This window comes from Providencia sp. PROV209 (genome assembly GCF_028479485.1).
Classification (GTDB): Bacteria; Pseudomonadota; Gammaproteobacteria; order Enterobacterales; family Enterobacteriaceae; genus Providencia; species Providencia alcalifaciens.
On the sequence record NZ_JAMPNR010000016.1, the window covers coordinates 118,935 to 143,263 of the forward strand.

Genomic DNA, 24,329 nt, shown 5'->3' on the forward strand with positions numbered 1-24,329 from the left:
TTCAAAAAATAATTGGGTTTTCTTTCGCTTTTTCAAAAATATCCTACACTTCAGTTAGTAATATCCCTTATTAATGAGGCAATACAATGCGTAAATTATCTGTAGGTTTATTAACTGTCATGGCGGTCATGATGTCGTCAATGGGTTCTGCAAATGCAAGTAACTACCCTTGTTCAGGCGCTAAAGGTGGAATAGCTCGTTGTGATGGCGGGCAATTTATCTGTAATGACGGAACAACCAGTCGTTCAGAGCAAGTCTGTACAACTGAGCTAAAAAACTCAATCAATAAAAGTGCTGGTATTGGTGCGGGTATTGGAGCGGGTGTGGTGAAGCAATCTAGCAAACCATCTGCGGTAGATTCTATCAAAGAGACAGGTGACAACATGAGTAAAACTGCAAAAGATAAAGCATCAAAAGCCACTGATAAGGCAAAAACAGCTGAAAAAGAGACGTCTAAAGCTGTGAAAGATAAAGCGAAAGCTACCGAGAAAGAAACCTCTAAAGCTGTAAAAGAGAAAGCGGATAAAGCGAAAGCTGCTGAGAAAGAAACCTCTAAAGCTGTAAAAGAGAAAGCGGATAAAGCGAAAGCTGCTGAGAAAGAAACCTCTAAAGCTGTAAAAGAGAAAGCAGATAAAGCAAAAGCTGCGGATAAAGAATCTGCCAAAGCAGTAAAAGAAAAAGCAGATAAAGCGAAAGCTAAAGAAAAGGAAACATCTAAAGCGGTGAAGGAAAAAGCCGACAAAGCTAAAGCAACGGAGAAAGACAAAACCAAAGCAGCAAAAGATAAAGCTGATAAAGCAAAAGCCGATAAAGCAAAAGCCGATAAAGCAAAAGCCGATAAAGCTAAAGCTGCAGCAAAAACAACCGCGAAAGTCTCTAAAGGCAAACCAACTAAAGGTAAAGTGAGCTGATCATTTCCTTTTAGTCCTTGCCGTTTCCATGAAAATGCCGTTTACTAAAACGGCATTTTTATTCCCGAGTGTAAAGATATGTTATTTTGTGACTTTTTCCTGTTAATGGGCTTGAAATGGTGTGAAAAAACCTTATTTATAAAGTAAATTTGTCGTAATGTTTGTTTTTACCAAGGAACCTATAAAAATGATGAGAATTGCTTTATTCTTGCTCACAAACTTAGCCGTTATGTTTGTGTTCGGGATAATTTTAAGTTTAACCGGGATACGTGGAAGTAGTGCACAGGGGCTGCTGATTATGGCGGCATTGTTCGGTTTTGGTGGTGCGTTTGTATCACTACTGATGTCCAAATGGATGGCGCTGAAGTCTGTTGGTGGTGAAGTTATTGAGCACCCACGTAACGAAATGGAACAGTGGTTAGTTAACACGGTTAGCCGTCAATCTCAACAAGTTGGTATTAAAATGCCACAAGTGGCAATTTACCACGCACCGGATATTAATGCATTTGCAACAGGCGCACGTCGTGATGCTTCTTTAGTTGCGGTAAGTACTGGTTTATTAGAAAACATGAGCCGCGATGAAGCCGAAGCGGTTATTGCTCATGAAATCAGCCATGTGGCAAATGGTGATATGGTTACCATGACGTTGCTGCAAGGCGTCGTGAATACGTTTGTTATCTTTATTTCACGTATTTTGGCGCAAGTTGCGGCTGGCTTCATGTCAAACAACAATGACAGCGAAAGTGAAAGCAGCAATGGCAACCCAATGGTTTACTTTGCCGTGTCAATGGTATTAGAGATCGTGTTTGGTATCTTAGCGAGCATTATTACTATGTGGTTCTCTCGCTACCGTGAATTCCATGCGGATGCAGGCTCTGCCAAATTAGTGGGTAGAGAGAAAATGATTGCTGCGTTGCAGCGCCTGAAAACGAGCTATGAGCCGCAAGAAGAAGGGCGTTTAATGGCATTTTGTATTAATGGCCGCGGAAAGGCATTCAGCGAACTATTTTTATCTCACCCACCATTAGACAAACGTATTGAAGCATTACGTTCAGGGCAATACCTGAAATAGTCGTACAGCGAGTTTATGCTATCAATGTAAAAGGGAAACGTTATGTTTCCCTTTTTTATTACCTACCAAAAACTCACCGCCGAAGAATTTTATTTATCATTTTATCTAACTATTCCAGCAAATTGTGCCAGCAAGATTTAGAATCAAGGCAGGAAAAGCATGGCGCATTTTATGCTGTAAACACTCAAATCAGCATACCAAAAAAACCGATGTCAACTGATTGAAAAGCGTTAAACGAACAGTTTAAAGTTTGCGTATATTTTCGAGGTGTTGGTGCTTATTTACTGTCATTATGTCGAATAAATAGACTAAATACTTCTTTGTGATTATTTAAATAGAGATAAGTGAAACAAATCCCGTACACTTTATTTGTATTAAGTCCTATGCATGGGGAAGATTAATATTCTGCATAATGTTGATTATTTATGGTTAACTAAAATCAACATGATAGGATTAATGAATTCCAATTATTTTTTGTTATCAACAACTATATTTTATATAGTTTTATTATTCATTATTGTAACTATTACTTTTTTAAAAATTAAAAAATCATTGCATAAGTATGCAGTTATAATTGTTTGTAATTTATTTATCTATTGTGATATGGTGCAAAAGTATCCTTTTTATTCAAGGTGAATGCCGTATTATCATAAGGTTGTTTCCTTTGGTTTAAATTCTTTTTTCACACATGCAAGATGTATATTCAATATTTATGCATATCCAGCGTGGCGATTTTACGCGCAAAAAGAATGTTAATCAGCATTGTCATTTATAGTTGATAAATACTTCATTTCATTTTGAATAAAAAGCACATCGTTCTGCGTGTATTTCAGATTTGAAATAACTCGCCATAAAATAATAAATGATAGGAAACCAACATGCACAATGACTTTTTAACACACGAAACTGAGATGCTGAATTTATTGAAGCAAGTCGTTAATATCGAGTCAGGTTCATACGATAAAGAGGGTGTTGATAACCATGCCGCATTTTGGTGCGAACGCTATCAATCAATGGGCTTTGAGGTTGAAGTTATTCCAAATGAAAAATTAGGGAATAACTACCGTATTTATTATCCATCTACCACGCCTGAAATTTTAATTTTACTGCATCTTGATACAGTTTTTCCAAAAGGTACTGTTGCGGAAAGACCATTCAGTATTGAGGGCGATAGAGCTTATGGGCCGGGTGTTATCGACATGAAAGGCAGCCATGTTATGGTGCATCAGGTCATTAAGCAGCTCTATGCAACACAAGATGAGCGTTATAAAAAAATTGAAGTTCTGCTGAACTGTGACGAAGAAATTGGCTCAATTTCATCACGCACTGTAATTGAGCAATGCGCCAAGGGCAAACGCTATGCTTTAGTGATGGAACCCGCTCGCGCAAATGGCGCCATTGTAAGTGCACGTCGTGGTGTAGGAACTTATGTTCTGACGATTCAAGGAAAAGCATCCCACTCAGGAATTGCACCAGAAGCTGGAATTAGTGCAATTCAAGAGCTGGCCTACAAAATCCAGAGCTTACATGCTCTGTCTCAGCATGATAAAGGCTTATCGGTCAATGTGGGGCTGATCTCGGGTGGAACATCCGTGAATACGGTTGCGCCAAATGCCCGTGCAGAGATTGATGTGCGGATCTCTTCAGAGCAGCAAGGCGTGGAGATTGATAAAAAAGTCCGCGAAGTTTGTAGCCAACCTGTACTAGAGGGTATCCAGCTTTCTCTGACGGGGGGAATTAACCGTCCTCCGATGGCAAAAACGGTAGAAAGTGCTGAGCTCATCGACATCATCAAACAAGAAGCCAATAAATTAGCAATTACACTGGAAGATGTTTCTACTGGTGGTGGCTCTGATGCTTCATTTACAGCGGGAGTTGGAACACCAACAGTGGATGGTTTGGGACCGATCGGTGGCTATCAACATAGTGACAAAGAATATCTTGAGATCCCTTCTTTAACTGAGCGCGCACAGTTATTTTTTAATGTATTAACGCGTATTACGCAGTAATCATGACCCACAAAATAAATAATAATCCAACAGGATAAGTCTATGGCAACAACATCAACAACATCAACAACACCACAAAAAAAACGTTCTGATGGGATAAACCCATATGTATTGCTCTTTTTCATCTTAGTAGCGGCAGCCATTGCGACATGGATTGTGCCAGCGGGTCAATACGCATCAGAAACTAAAGTTATCACAACCATCAAAGATGGGGTCGAGACTCAAGTTAAGAGCTCTTATACCATTCCTGGGAGTTATGAACGTTTACCGGAACAGCACGGCGTATTGCCAGGGCAAGTCTTTACTTCTATCGCCGATGGATTAGTTAAAGCCGCGCCCATTATTTTCTTGATTATCTTTACTGGGGGCGCTTTACATCTGCTTGAAACGACTGGGGCCATTAATAAAGTCCTGAGTAATATTTCACGCAGTAAAAAACTTAATGACTTTTTATTAATCACGATTTTCTTTGTTGTTTTCTCGATTCTAGGCACCACAGGTATTGTTGTGAACTCAATTATTGCCTTCGTCCCTATAGGGTTATTGGTGGCAAAATCAGTCGGGATGGATGACAAGTTTGGTGCGGCGATTGTTTACGTTGCTGCATATTCCGGTTTTAACGCATCCGTTATGGCTCCGATGACGGTTGGTTTATCTCAAGGGTTAGCGGATGTTCCCCTGTTATCGGCATTTGGCTTCCGTACGGTTGTATATATTAGCTTTGTGATCGCAGGGATTATCTTCTTAACTCTGTATGCTAAAAAATGCCGTCGTCAGGGGATGGTTCGCCCTGACGTTGAAATCGATGACAGTCAATTTGAGACGTCAAAAATTTCTTTACGCCACGTTATCACCTTATCTTACGCCGCATTTTGTTTAATTGGCTTCATTTTTGGTGCCATTGAATGGAGCTGGGGTGAAAAAGAGATGATGGCGATGTTTATCATCTTAGGTGTGGGCGTGGGTGTATTGAATAGAATGTCGGCGAACGATATTGCGACAGGTTTCCTGAAAGGCTGCGCAGGTATGGTTGGCGGCGCATTTATTGTCGGTATGGCGAGAGCGATTGCGATTGTACTTGCTGACGGTATGATCTTAGACACGATTGTAAATTCGATTATCTCTTTGATGGACGGATTACCAAAAACGTTATCTGCACTTTCAATGTTTGGTACTGCGGCGATTATGCACTTCTTTATCTCTTCAGGATCGGGTGAAGCAGCAGTTTTAGTACCTATTTTCACCCCAATGGGGGATTTGTTAGAAATTACTCGCCAAACTACCGTACAGACCGTACTAATGGGTGAGGGGGTTGTAAACTGTATTAACCCAACATCTGGTATTTTGATGGCCGTATTGGCGACATCGAAGATTCCTTATACCAAGTGGTTGAAGTTTATTTGGCCTCTGGTTTTAACATGGGTCATTATTTCTATTATTTCGATCGTGTATGCAGTGGTGACAAATTTAGGTCCGATTTAAGAGGGACCAAGTTTAGTCATCAAGATAGACAGGATATAAACCAAAGCGCTACTCGAAAGAGTGGCGTTTTTTTTGAGTAATGGGTAAGTTTGGGCAAAAAAAAGCCCCCTTCGTAGGGACTTGAAGGGGGAGCTAAATGAATAAAGAATGGTTTAATTCGGGATCAAAGATAAAGGATCCGAATAAGCAAAACTTAGTTTTTTGTGCACTTTAGGAGACCATTCTTATTTAATGGGCTGAATCGCATTTATCGTTAAATGCCTATTGACGATAACCTGTCTTAATTTGTTCTAAGATGTTTTTGTAGGTCTCAGCTTGATTCTCATCTTCCATTGAAGCGACTTCGCGCTGCATTTTGATCAGAATCTTACCCGCATCAGCTTGACCGATAGCTTTAAGCATGTGAGTAACAAGATTTTTTAAACAGGTTACTTCGTCAGCTAAAGAGTTTACATCGGGCTCAGTTGGAAAATGGGTTTTCATTTAGGAATTCCTGTAAGAATAAAAAGTAATTTGCAGATTGTAGCATAGAAGAAATGATTCTGTCGCTTTTCAAACAGGTATGAAAATAAGAGAGAAATAATAGTTTTTCTATAAGAAAAGAGTCTGAAAACGATAGTTTTCAATCCTTTAAAGATGAATGACGAGTGTGATATTATTCACAAAAATGAACTGAAGGCTATTATTGGTCTTAATTATCTTCAACAGGATGTCGTAAACCATGTCTCAGGTTTCTCGAAGCACTGCATGGATCCGTGTATTGGCGCTCTCCGTTGCAGCTTTTGTCTTTAATACCACCGAATTTGTTCCTGTCGCATTACTGAGTGATATCGCAGAAAGTTTTCATATGACAGTGGCTCATACAGGGCTAATGATCACGATTTATGCGTGGGTTGTCGCAGTGATGTCCCTCCCTTTGATGCTAATGACGGGAAAATTTGAACGGCGAAAGTTATTGGGGTGCATATTTGTTATCTTTATTCTTAGTCATATTCTGTGTGGGATCGCATGGAATTTTGAAGTGTTGATTGTTGCACGTATTGGTATTGCATTATCCCATGCTGTGTTTTGGTCTATCACCGCATCATTGGCAATCCGAGTCGCTCCTGCGGGCAAAAAAGCGCAAGCATTGGGTTTACTTGCAACGGGAACAGCCTTAGCGACTGTTTTGGGGCTACCACTAGGCCGTGTTATCGGGCAATGGATGGGCTGGCGAGTAACATTCTTGTGTATCGGTGTGTTGGCATTATTAACGATGATTGCGTTATTGCGATTTTTACCGCGTTTACCGAGTGAACATTCAGGGTCTTTAAAAAGCTTACCGATTATTTTTAAACGCCCAGCTTTAATTGGGGTGTTTGTCCTGATCACGGTCGTGATTACGGCGCATTTTACTGCCTACAGTTATATTGAACCATTTGTGCGTGATGTCGCCTTACAGAGTCAAAATTTTGCCACTGTATTATTGTTAATCTTTGGCGGTGCGGGCATTTTCGGTAGTGTATTGTTTAGTCGATACAGTAGCCGTTTTACACTGACATTTTTACCTGCATCGATTATTTTGATTACACTCTGTTTAGCACTATTTATGCCATTAAGTGGTGATGTTTGGACACTTATAGGTATTTGTGTACTTTGGGGAATTGCGATTATGTGTATCAGCCTTGGCATCCAAGTTAAAGTCCTTGATTTAGCGCCAGATGCAACGGATGTGGCAATGTCAATTTTCTCGGGGCTATATAATATCGGTATTGGCGCAGGTGCGTTATTGGGCAATCAAGTTATTACCCACATGGGAATGACTAATATTGGTTACGTAGGTGCAATTATTAGTATCTTAGCTCTCGCTTGGTGCTTGTTTATCTACTTACGTTATACGTCAGCATTCAAAGAAAAACAGTTAGTGCCTGCCAATCATTAAGTCTTCTTTATTCATCAGCACTGTACTAATTAAAGGTTAGTATGGTGCTTTTTAGTGTGCTAAATTTCTGCCAAATATTAGGTTAATCAATAAATAAAGGTGAATTATGAAAGGATTGGGCTTTTTACTAATGTCCATTATTGCAGAGGTTATTGCGACGACGACACTAAAAGCATCAGATGGTTTTAGCCGTTTTTGGCCATCCTTAGTGGTAGTCATTGGTTATGCCATCTCTTTTTGGGGGCTTTCTCAGGTTGTGAAGGTGATGCCGCTGGGGATTGCCTATGCCATTTGGTCCGGTCTTGGGATTGTGTTGGTTTCTGTGGCTGCCATCTATATTTATAACCAAAAACTCGATTTACCCGCAATTATTGGTATGCTATTAATTATAACTGGTGTTTTAGTCATCAACCTGTTTTCTAAGAGTGGCACCCATTAAGGGAACTGAGACAGCGCTGATACTGTTGGAGAAAGAAAATGAAAAGGAAAGGTCAATCGCTGTTAAAAACAGTGATGGCAATGGGATCCGTTACGGCGTTAGCCGTTTTGCTTTCAGCGTGCGGTAGCTCGGAAAACAGTAAGATGACAAGAGCAGAAACCGCCGGTTCTCAATATGCACAGCAAGTTGTGAATTTAGGACCAGGTGCGCAAGAAGCCTGCACTTCTGCGGGTGGATTACCTTCATTGAATTTAGAATTAAATGGTGAAAAAACCCCCGTTTGCCAGTTTGCTAATGGGCGGCGTTGCACGGTATCGGTCATCCGAAATGGAGCCTGCATTTAAAACTTGAGACGCCCATCAAATAAAATTGATGGGCGAAAAGAAAGGTTATTTTTTACTTGGGAAGAATAGGCTGATAGCGACAATCACGCCAACTAAGATATAGGCAACAAAAATACCCACTAACCATTGCGGCATATCTAAGCCTAAGAATGCCCATTGTCTTACTGCACAATCACCTGTTGCTTCAAACACAGAAGGAACCCATTCTTGCAGTGGCAACCAATCTGGGAAATTCACGAAGAAGTCACAAGATGCAAAAGGCGACGGATAAAGTTGCAGCATGGTGTGTTCCCATGACAGGTCTAGCCCACGCCAACCGGCATACAGCCAAATCACAATTGCAATCACTTTAACAACGGTGCTTTTAGGTGCTATCGCCCCAATTAAACCCGCTGCAATAATTCCCATCAATGCAACGCGCTCATAGATGCACATTACGCATGGTTGTAGCTTCATAATATGCTGGAAGTACAGTGCTGCACATTCAAGCATAAAAGCTGTGAATGCCATGAGTAGCCAAGCTGACCGTCCTTGAGAACAGTAATTAAAAAATCTGAACATAATTAATTCCCTTCATTAATAATTGGCTTATTCTGCCTCTATCTGGGTGATAAAAAAAGCAGCAAAATCAGATTAGAATAAGATTAGCTTAGTTTTTACGTTTTATTACAAAAAAAGCCGCATAAGTATGCGGCTTTGAGTCAACAAAAAGGGTTATCAAAATTCATTAGCGAGGGATGGTAACTAAACCAATACTTTCCATCCAATCGGTTAGTGGGATTAACCACAGCTCAACCCCAAGCAAACCAACGACCGTCATCACGATAGTAAATGGCAGCGCCATCCATACCATGCGTCCATAAGAAAGGCGGATCAGTGGGGAAAGGGCTGAAGTTAGCAGGAACAGGAATGCGGCTTGCCCGTTTGGTGTTGCGACCGACGGTAAGTTTGTTCCGGTGTTAATCGCTACGGCTAAGTGCTGATATTGCTCGGCTGAAATTAACCCTGCATTTGCTGCTTTTAAGGCTTCAGTGATATATACCGTTCCAACAAACACATTATCGGAGACGGCTGAAAGTAATCCATTAAATAAATAGAATAGTGAGAGTTGTGACGATTCAGAGGATTGCAGTACATACTGAATAAATGGTGTGAAGAGTTGCTGGTCAATGATCACCGCAACAACACTAAAAAATACCGTGAGCAGAGCAGTAAATGGCAATGCCTCTTCAAACGCTTTGCCGAGAGCATGTTCTTCAGTGATCCCGCAGAATGTCGTGGCAAGGATAATTACGGAAAGACCAATGAGCCCTACTTCAGCAAGGTGAAATGCTAATGCGACAATCAACCAAATCCCGATAAGACCTTGCACAATCAGCTGTGCTTGTTCTTTCTTGCTACGTTTTGCACTCATCTTTTTATCATGATCGGTTAATACTTGGCGTACGGAATCTGGTAATTCAGCGCCATAACCAAATATTTTAAACTTCTCGACGAGGAAACAAACCATCAAACCACAGAAGAAAACAGGGATGGTGACTGGTGCCATACGTAGGTAGAAAGTAATAAAGTCCCACTCAACATGTTTGGCGATGATCAGGTTTTGTGGCTCACCGACCATAGTCATTACCCCGCCAAGGGCTGTACCGATACCTGCATGCATCATTAAGCTGCGTAAAAATGAACGAAACTGTTCTAACGTGTGTTTTTTCTCAGCAGTATCAATGAAGGCATCGTTTTGTAGATCGGTATTGCTAGGCTGGCTAGAGGCATATTGATGGTAAATAGCGTAGAAGCCAATAGAAACGCTAATGACCACAGCGATAACCGTTAGGGCATCTAAGAAAGCGGATAAAAACGCACTTGCTAAGCAAAATGACAACGCTAAAATTCGTTTAGAACGGACGTTTATTAACAGCTTCGTGAAGACAAATAGTAGAAGTTGCTTCATAAAGTAGATGCCAGCCACCATAAAGATTAGCAATAGAATCACTTCAAGATTATTGCTAATTTCATGGGATATTTGAGCTGGGCTAGTCATGCCAATGAGTACGGCTTCAATGGCTAACAACCCCCCAGGTTGAAGCGGGTAGCATTTTAGCGCCATCGCTAACGTGAAAATAAATTCGATGACGAGCAGCCAACCAGCGATGAATGGGTTAACAAAGTAGAAAACAATTGGGTTTATTATTAAGAACAAAATGATAGCAAGTTTGTACCAATCTGGAGAATTTCCCAAAAAATTCTTCAAAAATGCTCTTCTTAAACTAAAATCCATTATGACTTTTAATCCTCTTTAGCGAGTGTTGTGTGATAGCGTGTTACATACTACTCTTATCTTTTATAGAATTTAAGCTTATTTGCTAATAGATAATATATTAATTATATAGGGTTTTTACGATTTACCTACGGTTTATTAGAAAGCTAACTATCTCAGATTGTGACAATCTGGTATGATTTCTAGCAGTCCGTCTAAAAATGTTTGGAATAATAAAAATATGGTTATTAAAGCTCAAAGTCCGGCAGGTTTTGCGGAAGAGTACATTATTGAGAGTATTTGGAACAATCGTTTTCCTCCAGGATCTATTTTACCCGCGGAGCGTGAGCTATCTGAATTAATAGGCGTAACGCGCACTACATTACGTGAAGTTTTACAACGTTTGGCTCGTGACGGTTGGTTAACTATTCAGCATGGTAAGCCAACCAAAGTAAATAACTACTGGGAAACCTCAGGGTTAAATATCCTTGAAACCCTCGCGAAGTTAGACCATGACCGAGTACCTCAGTTAATTGATAACTTGCTAGCAGTACGTACAAATATCGCTGCTATTTTTATTCGAACCGCATTTCGCAATGATCCAGAAGCCTCATTGGAAGTGTTAGCTGGTAAAGACAAAGTTGAAGATAGTTCAGATGCTTTTAGCGATCTGGATTATAACATTTTCCGAGGTCTGGCATTTGCGTCAGGTAACCCAATTTACGGCTTAATCATTAATGGACTAAGAGGGTTGTATACGCGCGTCGGACGCTATTATTTCTCGAATCCAGAAGCTCGCCGTTTAGCGTTAAGTTTTTATCAGCAATTAAGTCATTTATGCCGCGAGCAAGCTTATGATCGTGTCATGGAGTGTGTCAGAAACTATGGTAAAGACAGTGGGATTATTTGGCATAACATGCAAAGCAATATGCCATCAGACCTTGCTAATAATATTTAGCCCACAACGTTTGCTCAATCAGAAGCCAGTGCTTTAGCGCTGGCTTTTTTGTTGCTATCAATTGTTAATATGAGTTAATAAAAATAGAGTTTTACTGAGCCTCATTTATCTTCCCAGCAAAGCCGCGTTCTCAACCTGTTACGCCTCTTCGTTTAACCTATTGAATTTATTCCAGATAGAAAATATCAATCATACGAACTGTTTTAGTTGAATAATCCACGAAATCACCATTTATTGGTATTAAATGAATAGGGTATAGATTTGGATAAATTGGCATAGAAAATATTATTTTCAAATTAAAGCAGAAAATGTTGAATTTTGTTTTTTTTGACTACTGATTTTTAAATTAAATAATTAAATTTCAATTGTTTATGATTTTAACTGGATTCTTGGTGTTTTTATAACTGAAATAATTCGCCACATTATAAATTTAAAAGCCACTGAATCAGCTTTATTGTCTTTTTTGTTAAAAATGTTAATCAACTGTATTGGAAAATAAAAACTAGAATATTATGCTAATAACAAATCCATTTTGTTCTCTTGAGGGGCTCTATGAAAGTTCTCGTTTTGGGTGCTGGCGTTATTGGTGTTACCACTGCGTGGTATCTCGCACAAGAAGGGCATGAAGTCTGTGTTATTGATAGGCAGAACGATGTTGCAGAAGAAACTAGCGCAGGTAATGCAGGGCAAATCTCACCGGGTTATGCAACACCGTGGGGTGCGCCAGGGATCCCTCTTAAAGCTGTAAAATGGATGTTTGAAAAACATGCGCCTTTGGCCATTAGACCTGACGGCAGCCTGTTTCAATTACGCTGGATGTGGCAAATGCTGAAAAATTGCGACATGCAGCACTACACTATGAATAAAAGCCGTATGGTCCGGATTGCTGAATACAGCCGTGATTGTATTCGCCAACTAAGGGCAGACTCCGGAATTGGTTATGAGGGGCGTCAAGGCGGCACTTTGCAGCTATTTAGAACGGCAAAACAGTTTGAGAACGCAGCAAATGATATTGCGGTTTTACAGCAAGAGGGTGTGCCCTACGAATTGCTTACCGCAGAACAGTTAGTCACCGCAGAACCCGCGTTAGAATTTGTGAAACATAAACTCACTGGGGGCTTGCGCCTACCTAATGATGAAACAGGGGATTGCCAGCAATTCACTAAAAAATTGGCAAAAATGGCAGAACAAGCCGGAGTTACTTTCCGCTTTGGATGCCATGTTGAACAGATTTTAACAGATGGCAAACGAATCAGCGGTATTAAGGTTAACGGTGAGATTTTGCTGGCAGATCAATACGTGGTTGCTATGGGGTCATATTCGACTCAGATGTTACAGCAGTTGGTAAAAATCCCTGTATATCCACTGAAAGGTTATTCACTGACGATGCCTATCATTGATGAATTACGCGCGCCAGTTTCTACTGTGTTGGATGAAACCTATAAAATTGCGGTTACACGATTTGACCAGCGTATTCGTGTTGGAGGAATGGCTGAGGTTGTTGGGTTTAATCTTGATGTCCTACAAAAACGCTGTGAAACATTGAAAATGGTTGTGCAAGATTTATATCAAGGCGGTGGAGATATTAGCCAAGCACAATTTTGGACAGGATTACGACCAATGACACCAGATGGTACTCCAATTGTTGGACCAACAGAATTCAGTAATTTATATCTGAATACGGGGCATGGAACCTTAGGTTGGACAATGGCTTGCGGCTCTGGCAAATTGTTGGCTGATTTAATTTCAGGGAATACGCCTGACATCGCTGCGGATGATTTGTCTGTGTTCAGGTATACCGATGGTTTTAATACAAAATTAGTCCATACGGGTCATTTATCGCCTGCGCGTTAATTGAGCAATTTAAAATGTCAATAATAAGGAATAGCAATGCCACGCCCAATTCGTGCAATTATTCACCCTCATAATTTAGAACATAATTTAGCCATTATACGTCAGAAAATTGGTCAGGCTAAGATCTGGTCGGTAATGAAGGCCGATGGTTATGGTCATGGTATAAAACGAATATGGCGTGGGCTTAAAGCATCAGACGGTTTTGCTGTTCTGGATCTGCATGAAGCGGTTTTATTGCGAGAAGAAGGGTGGCAAGGTCCGATTCTGCTGCTAGAAGGTTTTTTCCAAGCCGCAGACTTAGCGGTTATTGACCAGTATCAGCTGACTACCAGTGTGCACAGCCGCTGGCAGTTAGCTGCAATTGAGCAAGCGACATTGAGCCAGCCAATCTCTGTGTACATTAAACTGAATAGTGGAATGAATCGCCTAGGATTCTCTGTGAGTGAATATTCCGATATTGTGGATCAGCTGACGCACATGGCAAATGTGGCGAACGTAACTTTAATGAGCCATTTTGCCAATTCAGATTTACCCGGTGGAACTCAAGCCCCATTGGAAAAAATTCAACATTTCTCATCGTTATCGTTACCCACGTGCATTGCAAATTCTGGTGCGGTGTTATGGCATCAAAATACACATTATGATTGGGTGCGAGCCGGTATTGTGCTGTATGGGGCATCACCAAGCGGTAAGTGGGCAGATATTGCCGCATATCATTTAAAAGCGGCAATGACCTTACAATCTGAAATTATCGCGATACACCGTATCGAGGCGGGTCAATCTATTGGTTATGGTAGTAAGTTCACCTCAGAAAAACCAATGCGTATTGCAACGGTTGCCTGCGGTTATGCGGATGGATATCCACGCCATGCACCGACAGGCACGCCTGTTTGGTGTCAGGGGCGACGTTGTGAACTCTTAGGTGCTGTTTCCATGGACATGCTGACTATCGATATTAGTGATTGCCCTGAAGTAACAATTGGCACTCCCGTAGAACTATGGGGTGAGAATTTACCCGTTGATGATGTGGCACAATCTGCGGGTACAATTGGTTACGAATTATTATGCGCACTAGCACGTCGTGTACCCATTGATTTTTAATGAATAAGTATCACTTTTCATTTGCTTAGCTTATATTCATTGCTGAGAAAGATAGACAATGAATGCAATTTAGCTTTAAATGTGAACCATCTCACTAACGTAGGGGATACTCCTGCGTTATTCATCGTTTATTATTAACTTCATTTGAATAATTTGGGTTTAATTTAATATGTCTAAAACAGTTAAAATGACCACACTTGCCATTGCGTTAAGTGCGATTTCAAGCGCTGCTTTTGCTGGAACTTGGTCTGTTGGTGGTTCCGTATTAGCGCAAGCAACGCCTTATAAAGGCATCAAAACTAGCGATTACATTACGCCAGTTCCCGTCGTGAATTATGAGAGTGAAAATTTCTACTTCCGCACATTAGCTGTAGGTTACTACTTGTGGAATGATAAAGAAGACCAACTTTCTTTAGATGCATATTACTATCCGCATTTCTTTAAGCCAAAAGATAACGATAATGCAGATATGCGTAAGCTAGATCGTCGTCGTGACACTGTGATGGGTGGTTTCACCTACAGACATAACGCGGATTGGGGAACATTACGCTTCAATGGTTCTCTCGATATGTTATGGGAAAGCGAAGGCATGCGTGCTGAAGCAGCTTATCTATACGCATTTAAAGGCGATAACTGGTCACTAACCCCAGGGATTGGTATTAAATGGGATAGTGCGAAGTTAAACCGTTATGAGTTTGGAGTGACCTCGAAAGAGTCCGCAAAAAGCGGTTTAGAGCGTTACCAGCCAAACTCAAGTTGGACACCTTATGTTGAATTATCAGCTAACTATCGCATGACTGACAGCTGGTCATTATTTGCGCTAGGACGTGTTGATAAGCTGTCTAACGAAGTGAAAGATAGCCCGATGGTGAACAAATCCTATTCTGGCATTGTGTGGAGTGGTGTGACTTACACCTTCTAATTTATACGCTGGAATAGAATGAAAAACCCCAAAATGGCTAGGCTGTTTTGGGGTTTTATTTTTGCATGTATTCTTACGATTATTTTACGCGTAGTTATTCTTGCTGTGGCTGCGGTTTATTTTCACGGCATACCATCACGAGAGAAAGGCGAGAAGGGCTCTGCGCTTCAGATTTCATTGGCATATGAATGCGAGCCGTTTCCACACAAACCATCTGTTTGTAACCATTATTAGGCATATCCTGCATGCTGCAAGATAGCTCCGCCCAAGGGTTCCAGCACACAACATCGCTGTGATGATAATGGTGCAACTCAATAGTGCGATTCCAGCCATCATCACGCAATAAACTGTACTCTTCGGGTTCAGTATAAATGCGGTCGGTGTGCTTATTGAATTTCAGTGGTTCAGAAATGTAAGCTTCTCTATCTGCTACTTTATCAATGTAATGTCCGCCGAGACCATACACAGTGGCTTTTTGAATATCACTAATATTGAAGTAACTGTGCAATGCCGCTGTCGCTTCAAAATCCCCATAGCTTTCTAGTTCAAGTTCACAGGTTTCACCAAGCTTCATGCGCAGTATCAGTGTAAACTCATGCGGCCATAGTTTACGAGTGTATTCATTGTCGGTCAGAGTGAATGTGAGGATCACGCCACAATCATGTTCGTTATGGGCGGTAAATTGCCAAGGTAAAATACGGGCAAAACCATGGCTAGGGCTATTCACTGGACCAAACCATGGCCAGCAAATAGGAATACCGCCACGAATGGCAATCCCTTCTTTAAACGCACTTTCCGGACTTAACCAAAGGCAGGGTTTTTGACCTGCGGGTTGCCAGTCAATTAAGTGGGCACCTTGTAGGCTGACCGCACCACGTACTTTGGGGTGTGAAACTACGATGAGTGGCAACTCACCAAGTTGGCGTTGGGTAATATAAGGAGAAAGCTGTTTGATAACAGGTAAAGCAAAAATTTTATCATGCATTGTCTTGCGCCTGTGGTTGTTGGTCCATCATCACGACCTAAATCAGCGACTATAAATAGAACAGCGCCTATAAATAGGGCAGTAACTAGAAATAACAATATAACAAACTCACGATACTGCAAGTTGCATTGAGTGAAGCGGGAGACGCAGCTTGGAGTATATTGAGCTGGGCTTTAATTTTGCGTGTACGAAGGATACAAAAGAGCCGCCAAAAGGCGGCTCAGTCACACTAATTGCGTAACAACTCTTATTTAGAGATGTGAGCGATCAGGTCTAGAACTTTGTTAGAGTAGCCAGTTTCGTTGTCATACCAAGAAACCAGTTTCACAAAGTTGTCGTTCAGTGCGATACCTGCTTTAGCATCGAATACTGAAGTCAGTTTTTCGCCGTTGAAATCGGTAGATACAACGTCATCTTCGGTGTAACCCAGAACGCCTTTCAGTTCGCCTTCAGCTGCTTCTTTGATAGCATCACAGATTTGAGCGTAAGTTGCTGGTTTTGCCAGACGTGCAGTCAGGTCAACAACAGAAACGTTAGGAGTTGGAACACGGAAAGACATACCAGTCAGTTTACCGTTCAGCTCAGGGATAACTTTACCTACAGCTTTAGCAGCACCTGTTGAAGATGGGATGATGTTCTGAGAAGCACCACGACCACCACGCCAGTCTTTGTGTGAAGGACCATCAACAGTTTTTTGAGTCGCTGTTGTTGCGTGAACAGTGGTCATCAGACCTTCAACGATACCAAATTTGTCGTTGATAACTTTAGCCAGTGGAGCTAAGCAGTTAGTTGTGCAAGATGCGTTAGAAACGATTTCTTGACCTGCGTAAGCTTTGTGGTTAACGCCCATAACGAACATTGGAGTGTCATCTTTAGAAGGACCAGTTAACACAACTTTCTTCGCGCCTGCTTGGATGTGTTTACGAGCAGTTTCGTCAGTCAGGAAGATACCTGTTGCTTCAGCAACAACATCAACACCGACTTCGTTCCATTTCAGGTTCGCAGGATCTTTCTCTGCTGTAACACGGATTTTTTTACCGTTAACAACTAAGTGACCATCTTTAACTTCAACAGTACCGTTGAAACGACCGTGAGTTGAGTCGTATTTCAACATGTATGCCATGTACTCTGCATCGAGCAGGTCGTTGATAGCAACGATTTCGATGTCAGAACGCTCTTGTGCAGCACGGAAAACGATACGGCCGATACGACCAAAACCATTAATACCTACTTTGATAGTCATAGTATTTCCACCAGCTATTTTATTTCGTGAATTAAGATGTACTTAAAGTTACCAAAACCTTGCCAGCCGTCAAGCGGAATCGTGTCAATTATTGAAAAAAATCAATTCTGAAACCACTATCTGCATATTTGTCAGTCACTTCAGCAGCAAATACAGCCGCACGTATTATCGGGATTGTTCAGCATAATGAAACCATCCTTCAGTGATATATGTGAGACTCATCACAAATCAAACCGTAAAGTTCTAACCTTAATAGTCTAGAATAGTTTTTCACTGAACGTTGTTAAGTTTTTGTTGCTTGAAATAGGGGCATGCTGACTTCAGCAAGCGCCTTTTTGAAAAAGAGTAGGTAATCGATGTCGAATAAAGATAAGCAAACTATTGATTTGTCAAAGCTTAACCAAGTCCAACTGTATGTGACGCAGGAAGCTGGTACAGAGCCACCATTTAGTGGTCAATTATTGCATAACCGTAAAGATGGCGTGTATGAATGTCTCTGTTGTGGCACACCTTTATTCCTTTCTGAGACAAAATTTGATGCTGGCTGTGGTTGGCCGAGCTTCTTTCAACCGATAGATGAAAGTTTGATAAAATTTATCGAAGATTTCTCCCACGGAATGCATCGTATTGAAGTGCGTTGTGGTCATTGTAACGCTCACCTTGGCCATGTATTTCCTGATGGACCTCAACCCACTGGGCAGCGTTACTGCATTAATTCAGCATCACTGAGCTTTACAGATGACAAAACGGGTGAAAAGACCGTTGGGTAGGTTGCTGAAGCTTGCTGAAGCACGAGTTGCCACTCGGAAGTAACGATTCAGCTAAATAGATATAATTAAAATAATCTTCATTATCACTTTATTCGTTTTATGAGGCGTAACGTGAGCGTAGAAATGGATACACAACAAATAGAACAACTACTGTCTGTGATGACCCCTGAAATTTATCAGCGCTTAGTGACGGCTGTCGAATTAGGTAAATGGCCTGATGGCGTACCGTTGACACCTGAGCAGAAAGAAAACACATTGCAGATGGTCATGTTATGGCAATCTCGCCATAATCATGATGCGGAACATATGACTGTTGGCACAGATGGTCAAATTACAATGAAGAGTAAGCAAGAATTAAAATCCCTGTTTCAAGGGGATAGATTGGCAACGTTGAAACCGCAAGAAAACGACTAAGCGTATAATATCGCCCCATGAATGATGGGGCGGTAATTGAGAATGACACCGATAAAACGGCTTAAGCTTAAAATGATAAGCTCATCAACTTGGCGCCCGCATTTTGCATTTCGGCTAAGGCGAGTTCACTATCTTCTGGGGCTAAATTCACACCACGACAACCGTCAACTAAAACATCCACGCAGTAGCCTAATTTCAGTGCATCTAACACCGTAAATTTAACGCAATAGTCGGTCGCAATTCCCATAACGGTTAAATGGCGAATTCCCTGTTGTTGGAGCCATGGATGCAGCTCCGTTTGACTGATACGGTCGTTATCGAAAAAAGCACTGTAACTATCCACTTGCGGGTTTTCGCCTTTAGTGAAGACTTTTTGGATAGCGTGGATATTAAGTTGAGTATGAAAATCAGCGCCATGAGAACCTTGTACGCAGTGTTCAGGCCACCAAACTTGCGGTAATCCATTTAATTCACCCAGTGTGCCAACAGGGTGCCCAGAGTTAACGGCAAAACTCAGATGATCTTCAGGATGCCAATCTTGGCTGGCGATCACCGTCGTTCCTTGCGCTTGGCAAGTATCAATCATACGATTTGCTGTTTCAATGACCTGTTCACTTTGTTGAACCGCAAGTGCACCACCAGTGCAAAAATCATTTTGTAAATCGACTAACAGTAACGCTGATTTCATCATTTCTCTCAGTAGGTTATGGCTTACTCATCGGCGTAGCTTAACTCTCCACGCAAGTTATTTTGCATTAATTCGCGAATAAGCTCAGTGGTATAATCTTGGCTTAGTAAATAATGTAATTTACTCAATGCGGCTTCAAAAGTCATATCAAAACCACTAATCACTCCAGATTCTGCTAACGCATGTCCGGTAGCATAACCTTCCATATTCACGCGACCTGAAATACATTGAGTGAGATTAACCACAATAATGCCGCGTGACGTTGCTTCACGGAGGATCCGCAAGAGTTCAGGTTGTTGCGGTGCATTGCCAACACCATAAGAACGTAAAATAAGCGCTTTTACAGGTTGTTGAAGAATGTTACGTACGATTTCAATCGATAACCCTGGATATAATGTGACAACACCTATCGGCTGTGGAGTAATACGATGAGTTTTGAGTTCACCAATACCAATTGGAGCAGGGCAAGTATTGAAAGTACGGATGTGGATCCCTGCTTCCATCAAAGGTGAACAGTTTGGTGATGTAAACGCTTCAAAACCATCAGCATGTGCTTTTACGGTACGGTTACCGCGATACAATTTATTATTGAAGAATAAACCGACTTCATTAATAGGATAGTTTGCCGCTAAATAAAGTGCATTGAGTAGATTGGTTTGCCCGTCGGAACGTAGTGCTTCGAGTGGAATCTGTGACCCTGTCACGATGATCGGTTTCTTAAGATTTTCGAACATGAATGAAAGCGCAGAGGCAGTAAATGCCATGGTATCCGTACCATGTAGAATCACAAACCCATCATATTTATCATAACTTTCGCTGATGTCATCGGCGATATTCTGCCAGTCTTCGGGGGTGATGTCCGAAGAGTCGATTAATGGTTGATGCTCCCGAATCGTAAATGTTGGCATTTCAGGGCGATGGAATTCGGGCATTTGCGCTAGCTGGGCTTGTAAGTGACCTGAAACGGGAATATAACCTTGCGGAGAGTGGCGCATACCGATGGTGCCACCCGTATAAACGACATAAATCGATTTCTTCTGCATTTTGTTACCTGACGATGACAGATGAAGTTCTGTGTGTGAATAATTTGGATTATAAGGATTTTGGCTTATTTGCCGGAGATAATCTATGGATAAAACAATATATTGCAGATTGTTGTGATGGCAAGAACGCTTTACGCTAGGTATTTTCCCTTTAAGGTATCCCCTCTATGATGACCATAGAGGGGGCGACAGTTAGTTAATTTCCGCGCAGTTTAAACAAAAAGCATAACGATTTTGCGGATCATTCATTTTCAAGAAAAACTGTGCCTGGCGGCGGATATCCGTCACCGCGGCTGGCGGTAGGAAAGCTTGCAATGCGTCAGGCATCATGACTTGAACATTGTTAGTCACTTCAAGGATTAATTGATCCATAAAGGAGAGTTCAGGCTGCATCCAATCCAATTCAACTGATTTCACTTGCGCTAGTTCAGCTGCTTTTGCGACAGCATCATCAAAATCACCTAATTGGTCAACTAAACCTATTTTTAGTGCGTCTTTCCCAATCCAAACGCGACCTTGAGCAATTTTATCTATCTCTTCTGGCGTTTTATGGCGTGATTGAGCGACTAAGCCGATAAAGGTTTGATAGCCGTTTTCGATAGTAATTTGCATCATATCAGCAAATTGTGGGCTGATCCCTTTAGTAACAGAAACGCCAGCCAATGGTGAAGTTGAGACGCCATCGGTGTAAACACCGATAGATTCGAGTGAATTCTCAAAGGTGTTGATCACGCCAAAAATACCAATGGAGCCTGTTAGCGTGCTTGGGCTGGCAATAATGTAGTCCGCAGGCGTTGAGATCCAATAACCGCCGGATGCAGCCATACCCCCCATAGAAACCACAACAGGTTTTTTCGCCGCACGGGCTGCGGCTAATTCATTACGAATTAAGTCAGAGGCGCTGACGCTTCCTCCTGGGCTATTGACCCGTAATACGATAGCTTTGATATTGTCGTTTAATCGCGCATCACGAATTTGGGCAGCAAGGGTTTCTCCACCAGCAATACCGGGTGTTTGTGGTCCATCCATGATGGCACCTTGTACCACAATCACTGCGATATTACCTTCGCTGTTGCTGGTATCGGCGATTTGGGTGGAATAATCATAAATGCTGATACCATTGAACGTTTTATCGTCTTTATTCCAACCAAATTGGTTGGAGAACACGTTCTCAGCTTGCTCTCGGGTGTAGATCTTATCCACCAATTTTTGTTGTAAGGCATACTGTGCGGTATCACCTTTCACGAGGCGGAGTTGGGCAATTAGCTTATCGGCACCCGGGAAAATGTGTTCTGCTTGGGTTTTGCGGTTTTGTGCGATTGATCCTAAATAATTATCCCATAGAGTGGTTAGCCAGAGCAGGTTTGCTTCCCGGGCTTCAGGGGACATATTATCGCGCATCATCGGCTCTACCGCAGATTTATAGGTACCGACACGGAAGATATGGCTACTGACTTTCAGTTTTTCTAATAACGACTTGTAATACAGTGTATCGGTTGAGAAACCGTAAATGCCCACTGTACCATGAGGCGCAAGGTAAATTTCATCGGCGAAGCTTGCTAAATAATATTGAGCTTGGGTGTAGCTGTCGCCCATGGCATAGACGGATTTTCCGGAGGCTTTAAATTCTTCAATGGCTTTACCAATGTATGCCATAGAGGGTTGATCTGCGCTGACCAAATTATCTAAACGCAATATTAAACCTGTAATGCGGTCATCGTTGGCAGCGGTACGAATAGTGTCGACGATATCAAACAGCGAGTTTTCTTGCATGAGGTTATTAGAGCTACCTAATAATTCACGACTCATACGACCAAAAGGATCAGGCGATGAAACTTGGTCAACAACGATACCTTGAAGATCAACGACCAGTGCACCAAAATAGTTTTTCTCTGGCTTACTGTCCGTTTGCAATAGAGAATAGGCACCGATCACTAAAAATAACAACACGAAGAAAATTGCGTTGAAAATAAATTGTCGAATGAAATTAATGATTCGCCAGCTAAACTTAAAGACTGTGGCGAAAATATCCCAGAGTTGTCGCATTTTTTCTCCAGTGTGAGGATATCAATCAAGGTTGGCGGCATAAAATGGCACGCGAATGATTTAGAATATCATTTATTTGATGGTTGATTAATAGATAGATTAATCAATAGATTTAATCCTATACAGTATCAAACGATGACAGATACCAAATAATGTAATACAGGATTATTCATAACAAAACCATTGCGAGCGTTGTACAATAGCCTGATGGTATTTCTATTTTGCTGTGCACTACATCAGCTTACTCTTAATCGGAGATCAATATGGATGCATTAACCCTTTTGTTGAACCGTCGTTCAGCTTCACGTTTAACCTCACCTGCGCCGCAAGGCGAACAACTCGAAAATATTCTTGCCGCTGGGATGAGAGCTCCGGATCATGGCGCGTTAAAGCCATGGCATTTTGTTGTGATGCAAGATGAAGGAATTACCCGCTTTAGTCAGTTGCTCGAAAAAGCCGCAGTGGAAGGTAAACTTGGGGCAGAAGTGGAAGAAAAAGCGCGCAATGCACCATTTCGTGCACCTCTTATCATTACTGTCATTGCAAAAGTAAAAGATCACCCAAAAGTCCCTCAGTGGGAACAAATTGTTGCAGCAAGCTGTACGGTTCAAGCAATGCAGATGGCGGCGTTAGCACAAGGGTTTGGCGGTATCTGGCGTTCAGGTTCATGGACAGAAGATGCGATTGTGCGGGAAGGGTTAGGCTGTGAAGAGAATGACCATATTGTCGGCTTTCTTTACTTAGGAACGCCAGAATTAAAGGCACCTGCAAAAGCTCAGCAACCTGATATGACAGGTTTTGTGACATATTTCTAAAGAGATAGACAATGACAGAAAAAATTAGATTGACCCAATACAGTCACGGTGCAGGCTGTGGATGTAAAATCGCACCTAAAGTATTAGAACAAATTTTGCATACTGAGCAAGCTAAATTCCATGATCCCCATTTATTAGTGGGCAATGAAACCAAAGATGACGCGGCGGTTTATGACTTAGGTAATGGCATTGGTATTATCAGTACCACAGATTTCTTTATGCCAATCGTGGATAACCCATTTGAATTTGGACGCATTGCGGCGACTAATGCGATCAGTGATATTTTTGCGATGGGCGGAAAGCCGATTATGGCGATTGCCATTCTAGGTTGGCCTATTGCAAAATTGCCACCTGAAGTGGCGCGTGAAGTGATTGAAGGTGGGCGTGCAGCATGTGCTGATGCGGGTATTTCATTAGCTGGCGGACATTCCATTGATGCACCGGAACCTATTTTTGGTTTGGCGGTAACTGGGGTGGTAAATACAGATTATGTGAAGAAAAACAGTGCAGCGAGTGCAGATTGCGAATTGTTTTTAACTAAACCGCTTGGTATTGGCGTGTTGACCACCGCAGAGAAAAAAGGGGCTTTGGCACCCGAGCATGAGCATCTTGCTGCGGAAACTATGTGTCAGATGAATAAATTCGGCGCGGTTGTTGCACCATTAGACGGTGTGACTGCAATGACGGATGTGACCGGTTTTGGTTTACTTGGGCATTTAAGTGAAATTTGTGAAGGTTCAGGCGTTCGAGCTCAAATTGCCTTCAGTCAGGTACCAAAATTAGCGGATGTTGAGAAATATATTGAAGCGGGCTGTGTACCGGGTGGTACTCAACGTAACTTTGATAGCTACGGTCACTTGATTGGTCCAATGAGCGACATGCAACGCAAATTGTTGTGTGATCCTCAAACCTCAGGTGGTTTGCTCATCGCAATTAAACCATCGGAAGTTACTAAAATTAAAGACATTGCACAGCAGCAAGGTGTTTTGTTACAGTCTATCGGGAAATTATTACCCCCACAGGACAATGTGCCTTTAATTGAAGTGATAGATTAA

23 protein-coding genes are annotated in these 24,329 nt (G+C 41.7%); 15 read left to right on the top strand and 8 right to left on the bottom strand.

Translation table 11 applies throughout. The features are described from left to right. Nucleotides 1-86: 86 nt before the first annotated feature. The 4 genes from PR795_RS12650 (at nucleotide 87) to PR795_RS12665 (ending at nucleotide 5,474) form a co-directional block, all read left to right on the top strand. Entirely contained in the window at nucleotides 87-911 is an 825-nt protein-coding gene (locus PR795_RS12650; protein ID WP_272516860.1) for a cell envelope biogenesis protein TolA, read from the top strand. 187 nt (nucleotides 912-1,098) lie between these two features. Then, nucleotides 1,099-1,983 (top strand): protease HtpX, encoded by an 885-nt coding sequence (gene htpX / locus PR795_RS12655; protein ID WP_006661643.1) that lies wholly within the window; start codon nucleotides 1,099-1,101, stop codon nucleotides 1,981-1,983. A gap of 878 nt (nucleotides 1,984-2,861) precedes the next feature. Then, nucleotides 2,862-3,992: a M20 family metallopeptidase gene (locus tag PR795_RS12660; protein WP_006661644.1), complete on the top strand. Its 1,131-nt coding sequence runs from the start codon at nucleotides 2,862-2,864 to the stop codon at nucleotides 3,990-3,992. Between the two features lie 42 nt (nucleotides 3,993-4,034). Then, nucleotides 4,035-5,474 (top strand): YfcC family protein, encoded by a 1,440-nt coding sequence (locus PR795_RS12665; RefSeq protein WP_006658776.1) that lies wholly within the window; start codon nucleotides 4,035-4,037, stop codon nucleotides 5,472-5,474. Nucleotides 5,475-5,735: 261 nt separating this feature from the next. Here the strand turns inward: PR795_RS12665 and PR795_RS12670 are convergent, their stop codons facing one another. Further along, nucleotides 5,736-5,957: a DUF2594 family protein gene (locus PR795_RS12670; protein WP_006658775.1), complete on the bottom strand. Its 222-nt coding sequence runs from the start codon at nucleotides 5,955-5,957 to the stop codon at nucleotides 5,736-5,738. Nucleotides 5,958-6,195: 238 nt separating this feature from the next. Here PR795_RS12670 and PR795_RS12675 point away from each other — a divergent pair, with 238 nt between their 5' ends. The 3 genes from PR795_RS12675 to PR795_RS12685 all read left to right on the top strand — a co-directional run bounded on the left by PR795_RS12675 (nucleotide 6,196) and on the right by PR795_RS12685 (nucleotide 8,178). Continuing rightward, entirely contained in the window at nucleotides 6,196-7,395 is a 1,200-nt protein-coding gene (locus PR795_RS12675; RefSeq protein ID WP_036975657.1) for a sugar transporter, read from the top strand. A 106-nt stretch (nucleotides 7,396-7,501) separates the two neighbouring features. Beyond that, the gene (locus PR795_RS12680; protein WP_006658773.1) at nucleotides 7,502-7,834 is read left to right on the top strand and encodes a DMT family transporter; all 333 of its coding nucleotides are present in this window, start codon (nucleotides 7,502-7,504) and stop codon (nucleotides 7,832-7,834) included. Between the two features lie 38 nt (nucleotides 7,835-7,872). After that, nucleotides 7,873-8,178, top strand: coding sequence for a DUF333 domain-containing protein (locus PR795_RS12685; protein WP_006661647.1), 306 nt, complete (start codon nucleotides 7,873-7,875; stop codon nucleotides 8,176-8,178). A 45-nt stretch (nucleotides 8,179-8,223) separates the two neighbouring features. On the opposite strand, the gene dsbB is transcribed toward PR795_RS12685, so the two are convergent. Both dsbB and nhaB read right to left on the bottom strand, forming a co-directional pair. After that, nucleotides 8,224-8,739, bottom strand: a complete 516-nt coding sequence (gene dsbB / locus PR795_RS12690; protein WP_006661648.1) for a disulfide bond formation protein DsbB — start codon at nucleotides 8,737-8,739, stop codon at nucleotides 8,224-8,226. A 166-nt stretch (nucleotides 8,740-8,905) separates the two neighbouring features. Beyond that, nucleotides 8,906-10,456, bottom strand: coding sequence for a sodium/proton antiporter NhaB (nhaB, locus tag PR795_RS12695; RefSeq protein WP_006661649.1), 1,551 nt, complete (start codon nucleotides 10,454-10,456; stop codon nucleotides 8,906-8,908). A gap of 220 nt (nucleotides 10,457-10,676) precedes the next feature. Here nhaB and fadR point away from each other — a divergent pair, with 220 nt between their 5' ends. The 4 genes from fadR (at nucleotide 10,677) to PR795_RS12715 (ending at nucleotide 15,270) form a co-directional block, all read left to right on the top strand. Continuing rightward, entirely contained in the window at nucleotides 10,677-11,393 is a 717-nt protein-coding gene (gene fadR / locus PR795_RS12700) for a fatty acid metabolism transcriptional regulator FadR (RefSeq protein ID WP_181479960.1), read from the top strand. A gap of 552 nt (nucleotides 11,394-11,945) precedes the next feature. Next, on the top strand, nucleotides 11,946-13,247 hold the full coding sequence (locus PR795_RS12705; RefSeq protein WP_272516861.1) for a D-amino acid dehydrogenase: 1,302 nt from the start codon (nucleotides 11,946-11,948) through the stop codon (nucleotides 13,245-13,247). A gap of 36 nt (nucleotides 13,248-13,283) precedes the next feature. Beyond that, on the top strand, nucleotides 13,284-14,348 hold the full coding sequence (gene alr, locus PR795_RS12710) for an alanine racemase (protein ID WP_036965812.1): 1,065 nt from the start codon (nucleotides 13,284-13,286) through the stop codon (nucleotides 14,346-14,348). 169 nt (nucleotides 14,349-14,517) lie between these two features. Continuing rightward, the gene (locus PR795_RS12715; protein ID WP_006661653.1) at nucleotides 14,518-15,270 is read left to right on the top strand and encodes a MipA/OmpV family protein; all 753 of its coding nucleotides are present in this window, start codon (nucleotides 14,518-14,520) and stop codon (nucleotides 15,268-15,270) included. Nucleotides 15,271-15,364: 94 nt separating this feature from the next. On the opposite strand, the gene PR795_RS12720 is transcribed toward PR795_RS12715, so the two are convergent. Together PR795_RS12720 and gapA are read right to left on the bottom strand one after the other, a co-directional pair. Beyond that, nucleotides 15,365-16,255 (bottom strand): D-hexose-6-phosphate mutarotase, encoded by an 891-nt coding sequence (locus tag PR795_RS12720; RefSeq protein ID WP_006661654.1) that lies wholly within the window; start codon nucleotides 16,253-16,255, stop codon nucleotides 15,365-15,367. Nucleotides 16,256-16,502: 247 nt separating this feature from the next. After that, nucleotides 16,503-17,498: a glyceraldehyde-3-phosphate dehydrogenase gene (gene gapA / locus PR795_RS12725; protein WP_006658762.1), complete on the bottom strand. Its 996-nt coding sequence runs from the start codon at nucleotides 17,496-17,498 to the stop codon at nucleotides 16,503-16,505. Between the two features lie 356 nt (nucleotides 17,499-17,854). Between gapA and msrB the strand changes: the two genes are divergently transcribed. Together msrB and PR795_RS12735 are read left to right on the top strand one after the other, a co-directional pair. Beyond that, a complete protein-coding gene (gene msrB / locus PR795_RS12730) occupies nucleotides 17,855-18,268 on the top strand; it encodes a peptide-methionine (R)-S-oxide reductase MsrB (protein WP_006658761.1) in 414 nt (137 codons plus the stop codon). A gap of 123 nt (nucleotides 18,269-18,391) precedes the next feature. Next, nucleotides 18,392-18,682, top strand: coding sequence for a YeaC family protein (locus PR795_RS12735; protein WP_006661655.1), 291 nt, complete (start codon nucleotides 18,392-18,394; stop codon nucleotides 18,680-18,682). A 67-nt stretch (nucleotides 18,683-18,749) separates the two neighbouring features. On the opposite strand, the gene pncA is transcribed toward PR795_RS12735, so the two are convergent. The 3 genes from pncA to sppA all read right to left on the bottom strand — a co-directional run bounded on the left by pncA (nucleotide 18,750) and on the right by sppA (nucleotide 22,459). Next, entirely contained in the window at nucleotides 18,750-19,370 is a 621-nt protein-coding gene (pncA, locus tag PR795_RS12740) for a bifunctional nicotinamidase/pyrazinamidase (protein WP_181480914.1), read from the bottom strand. A gap of 23 nt (nucleotides 19,371-19,393) precedes the next feature. After that, nucleotides 19,394-20,413, bottom strand: a complete 1,020-nt coding sequence (gene ansA, locus PR795_RS12745) for an asparaginase (protein WP_181479958.1) — start codon at nucleotides 20,411-20,413, stop codon at nucleotides 19,394-19,396. 192 nt (nucleotides 20,414-20,605) lie between these two features. After that, nucleotides 20,606-22,459, bottom strand: coding sequence for a signal peptide peptidase SppA (gene sppA / locus PR795_RS12750; protein WP_006658756.1), 1,854 nt, complete (start codon nucleotides 22,457-22,459; stop codon nucleotides 20,606-20,608). Between the two features lie 263 nt (nucleotides 22,460-22,722). Here sppA and PR795_RS12755 point away from each other — a divergent pair, with 263 nt between their 5' ends. After that, entirely contained in the window at nucleotides 22,723-23,274 is a 552-nt protein-coding gene (locus PR795_RS12755; RefSeq protein WP_006658755.1) for an NAD(P)H nitroreductase, read from the top strand. Nucleotides 23,275-23,285: 11 nt separating this feature from the next. Beyond that, a complete protein-coding gene (gene selD, locus PR795_RS12760; RefSeq protein WP_006661658.1) occupies nucleotides 23,286-24,329 on the top strand; it encodes a selenide, water dikinase SelD in 1,044 nt (347 codons plus the stop codon).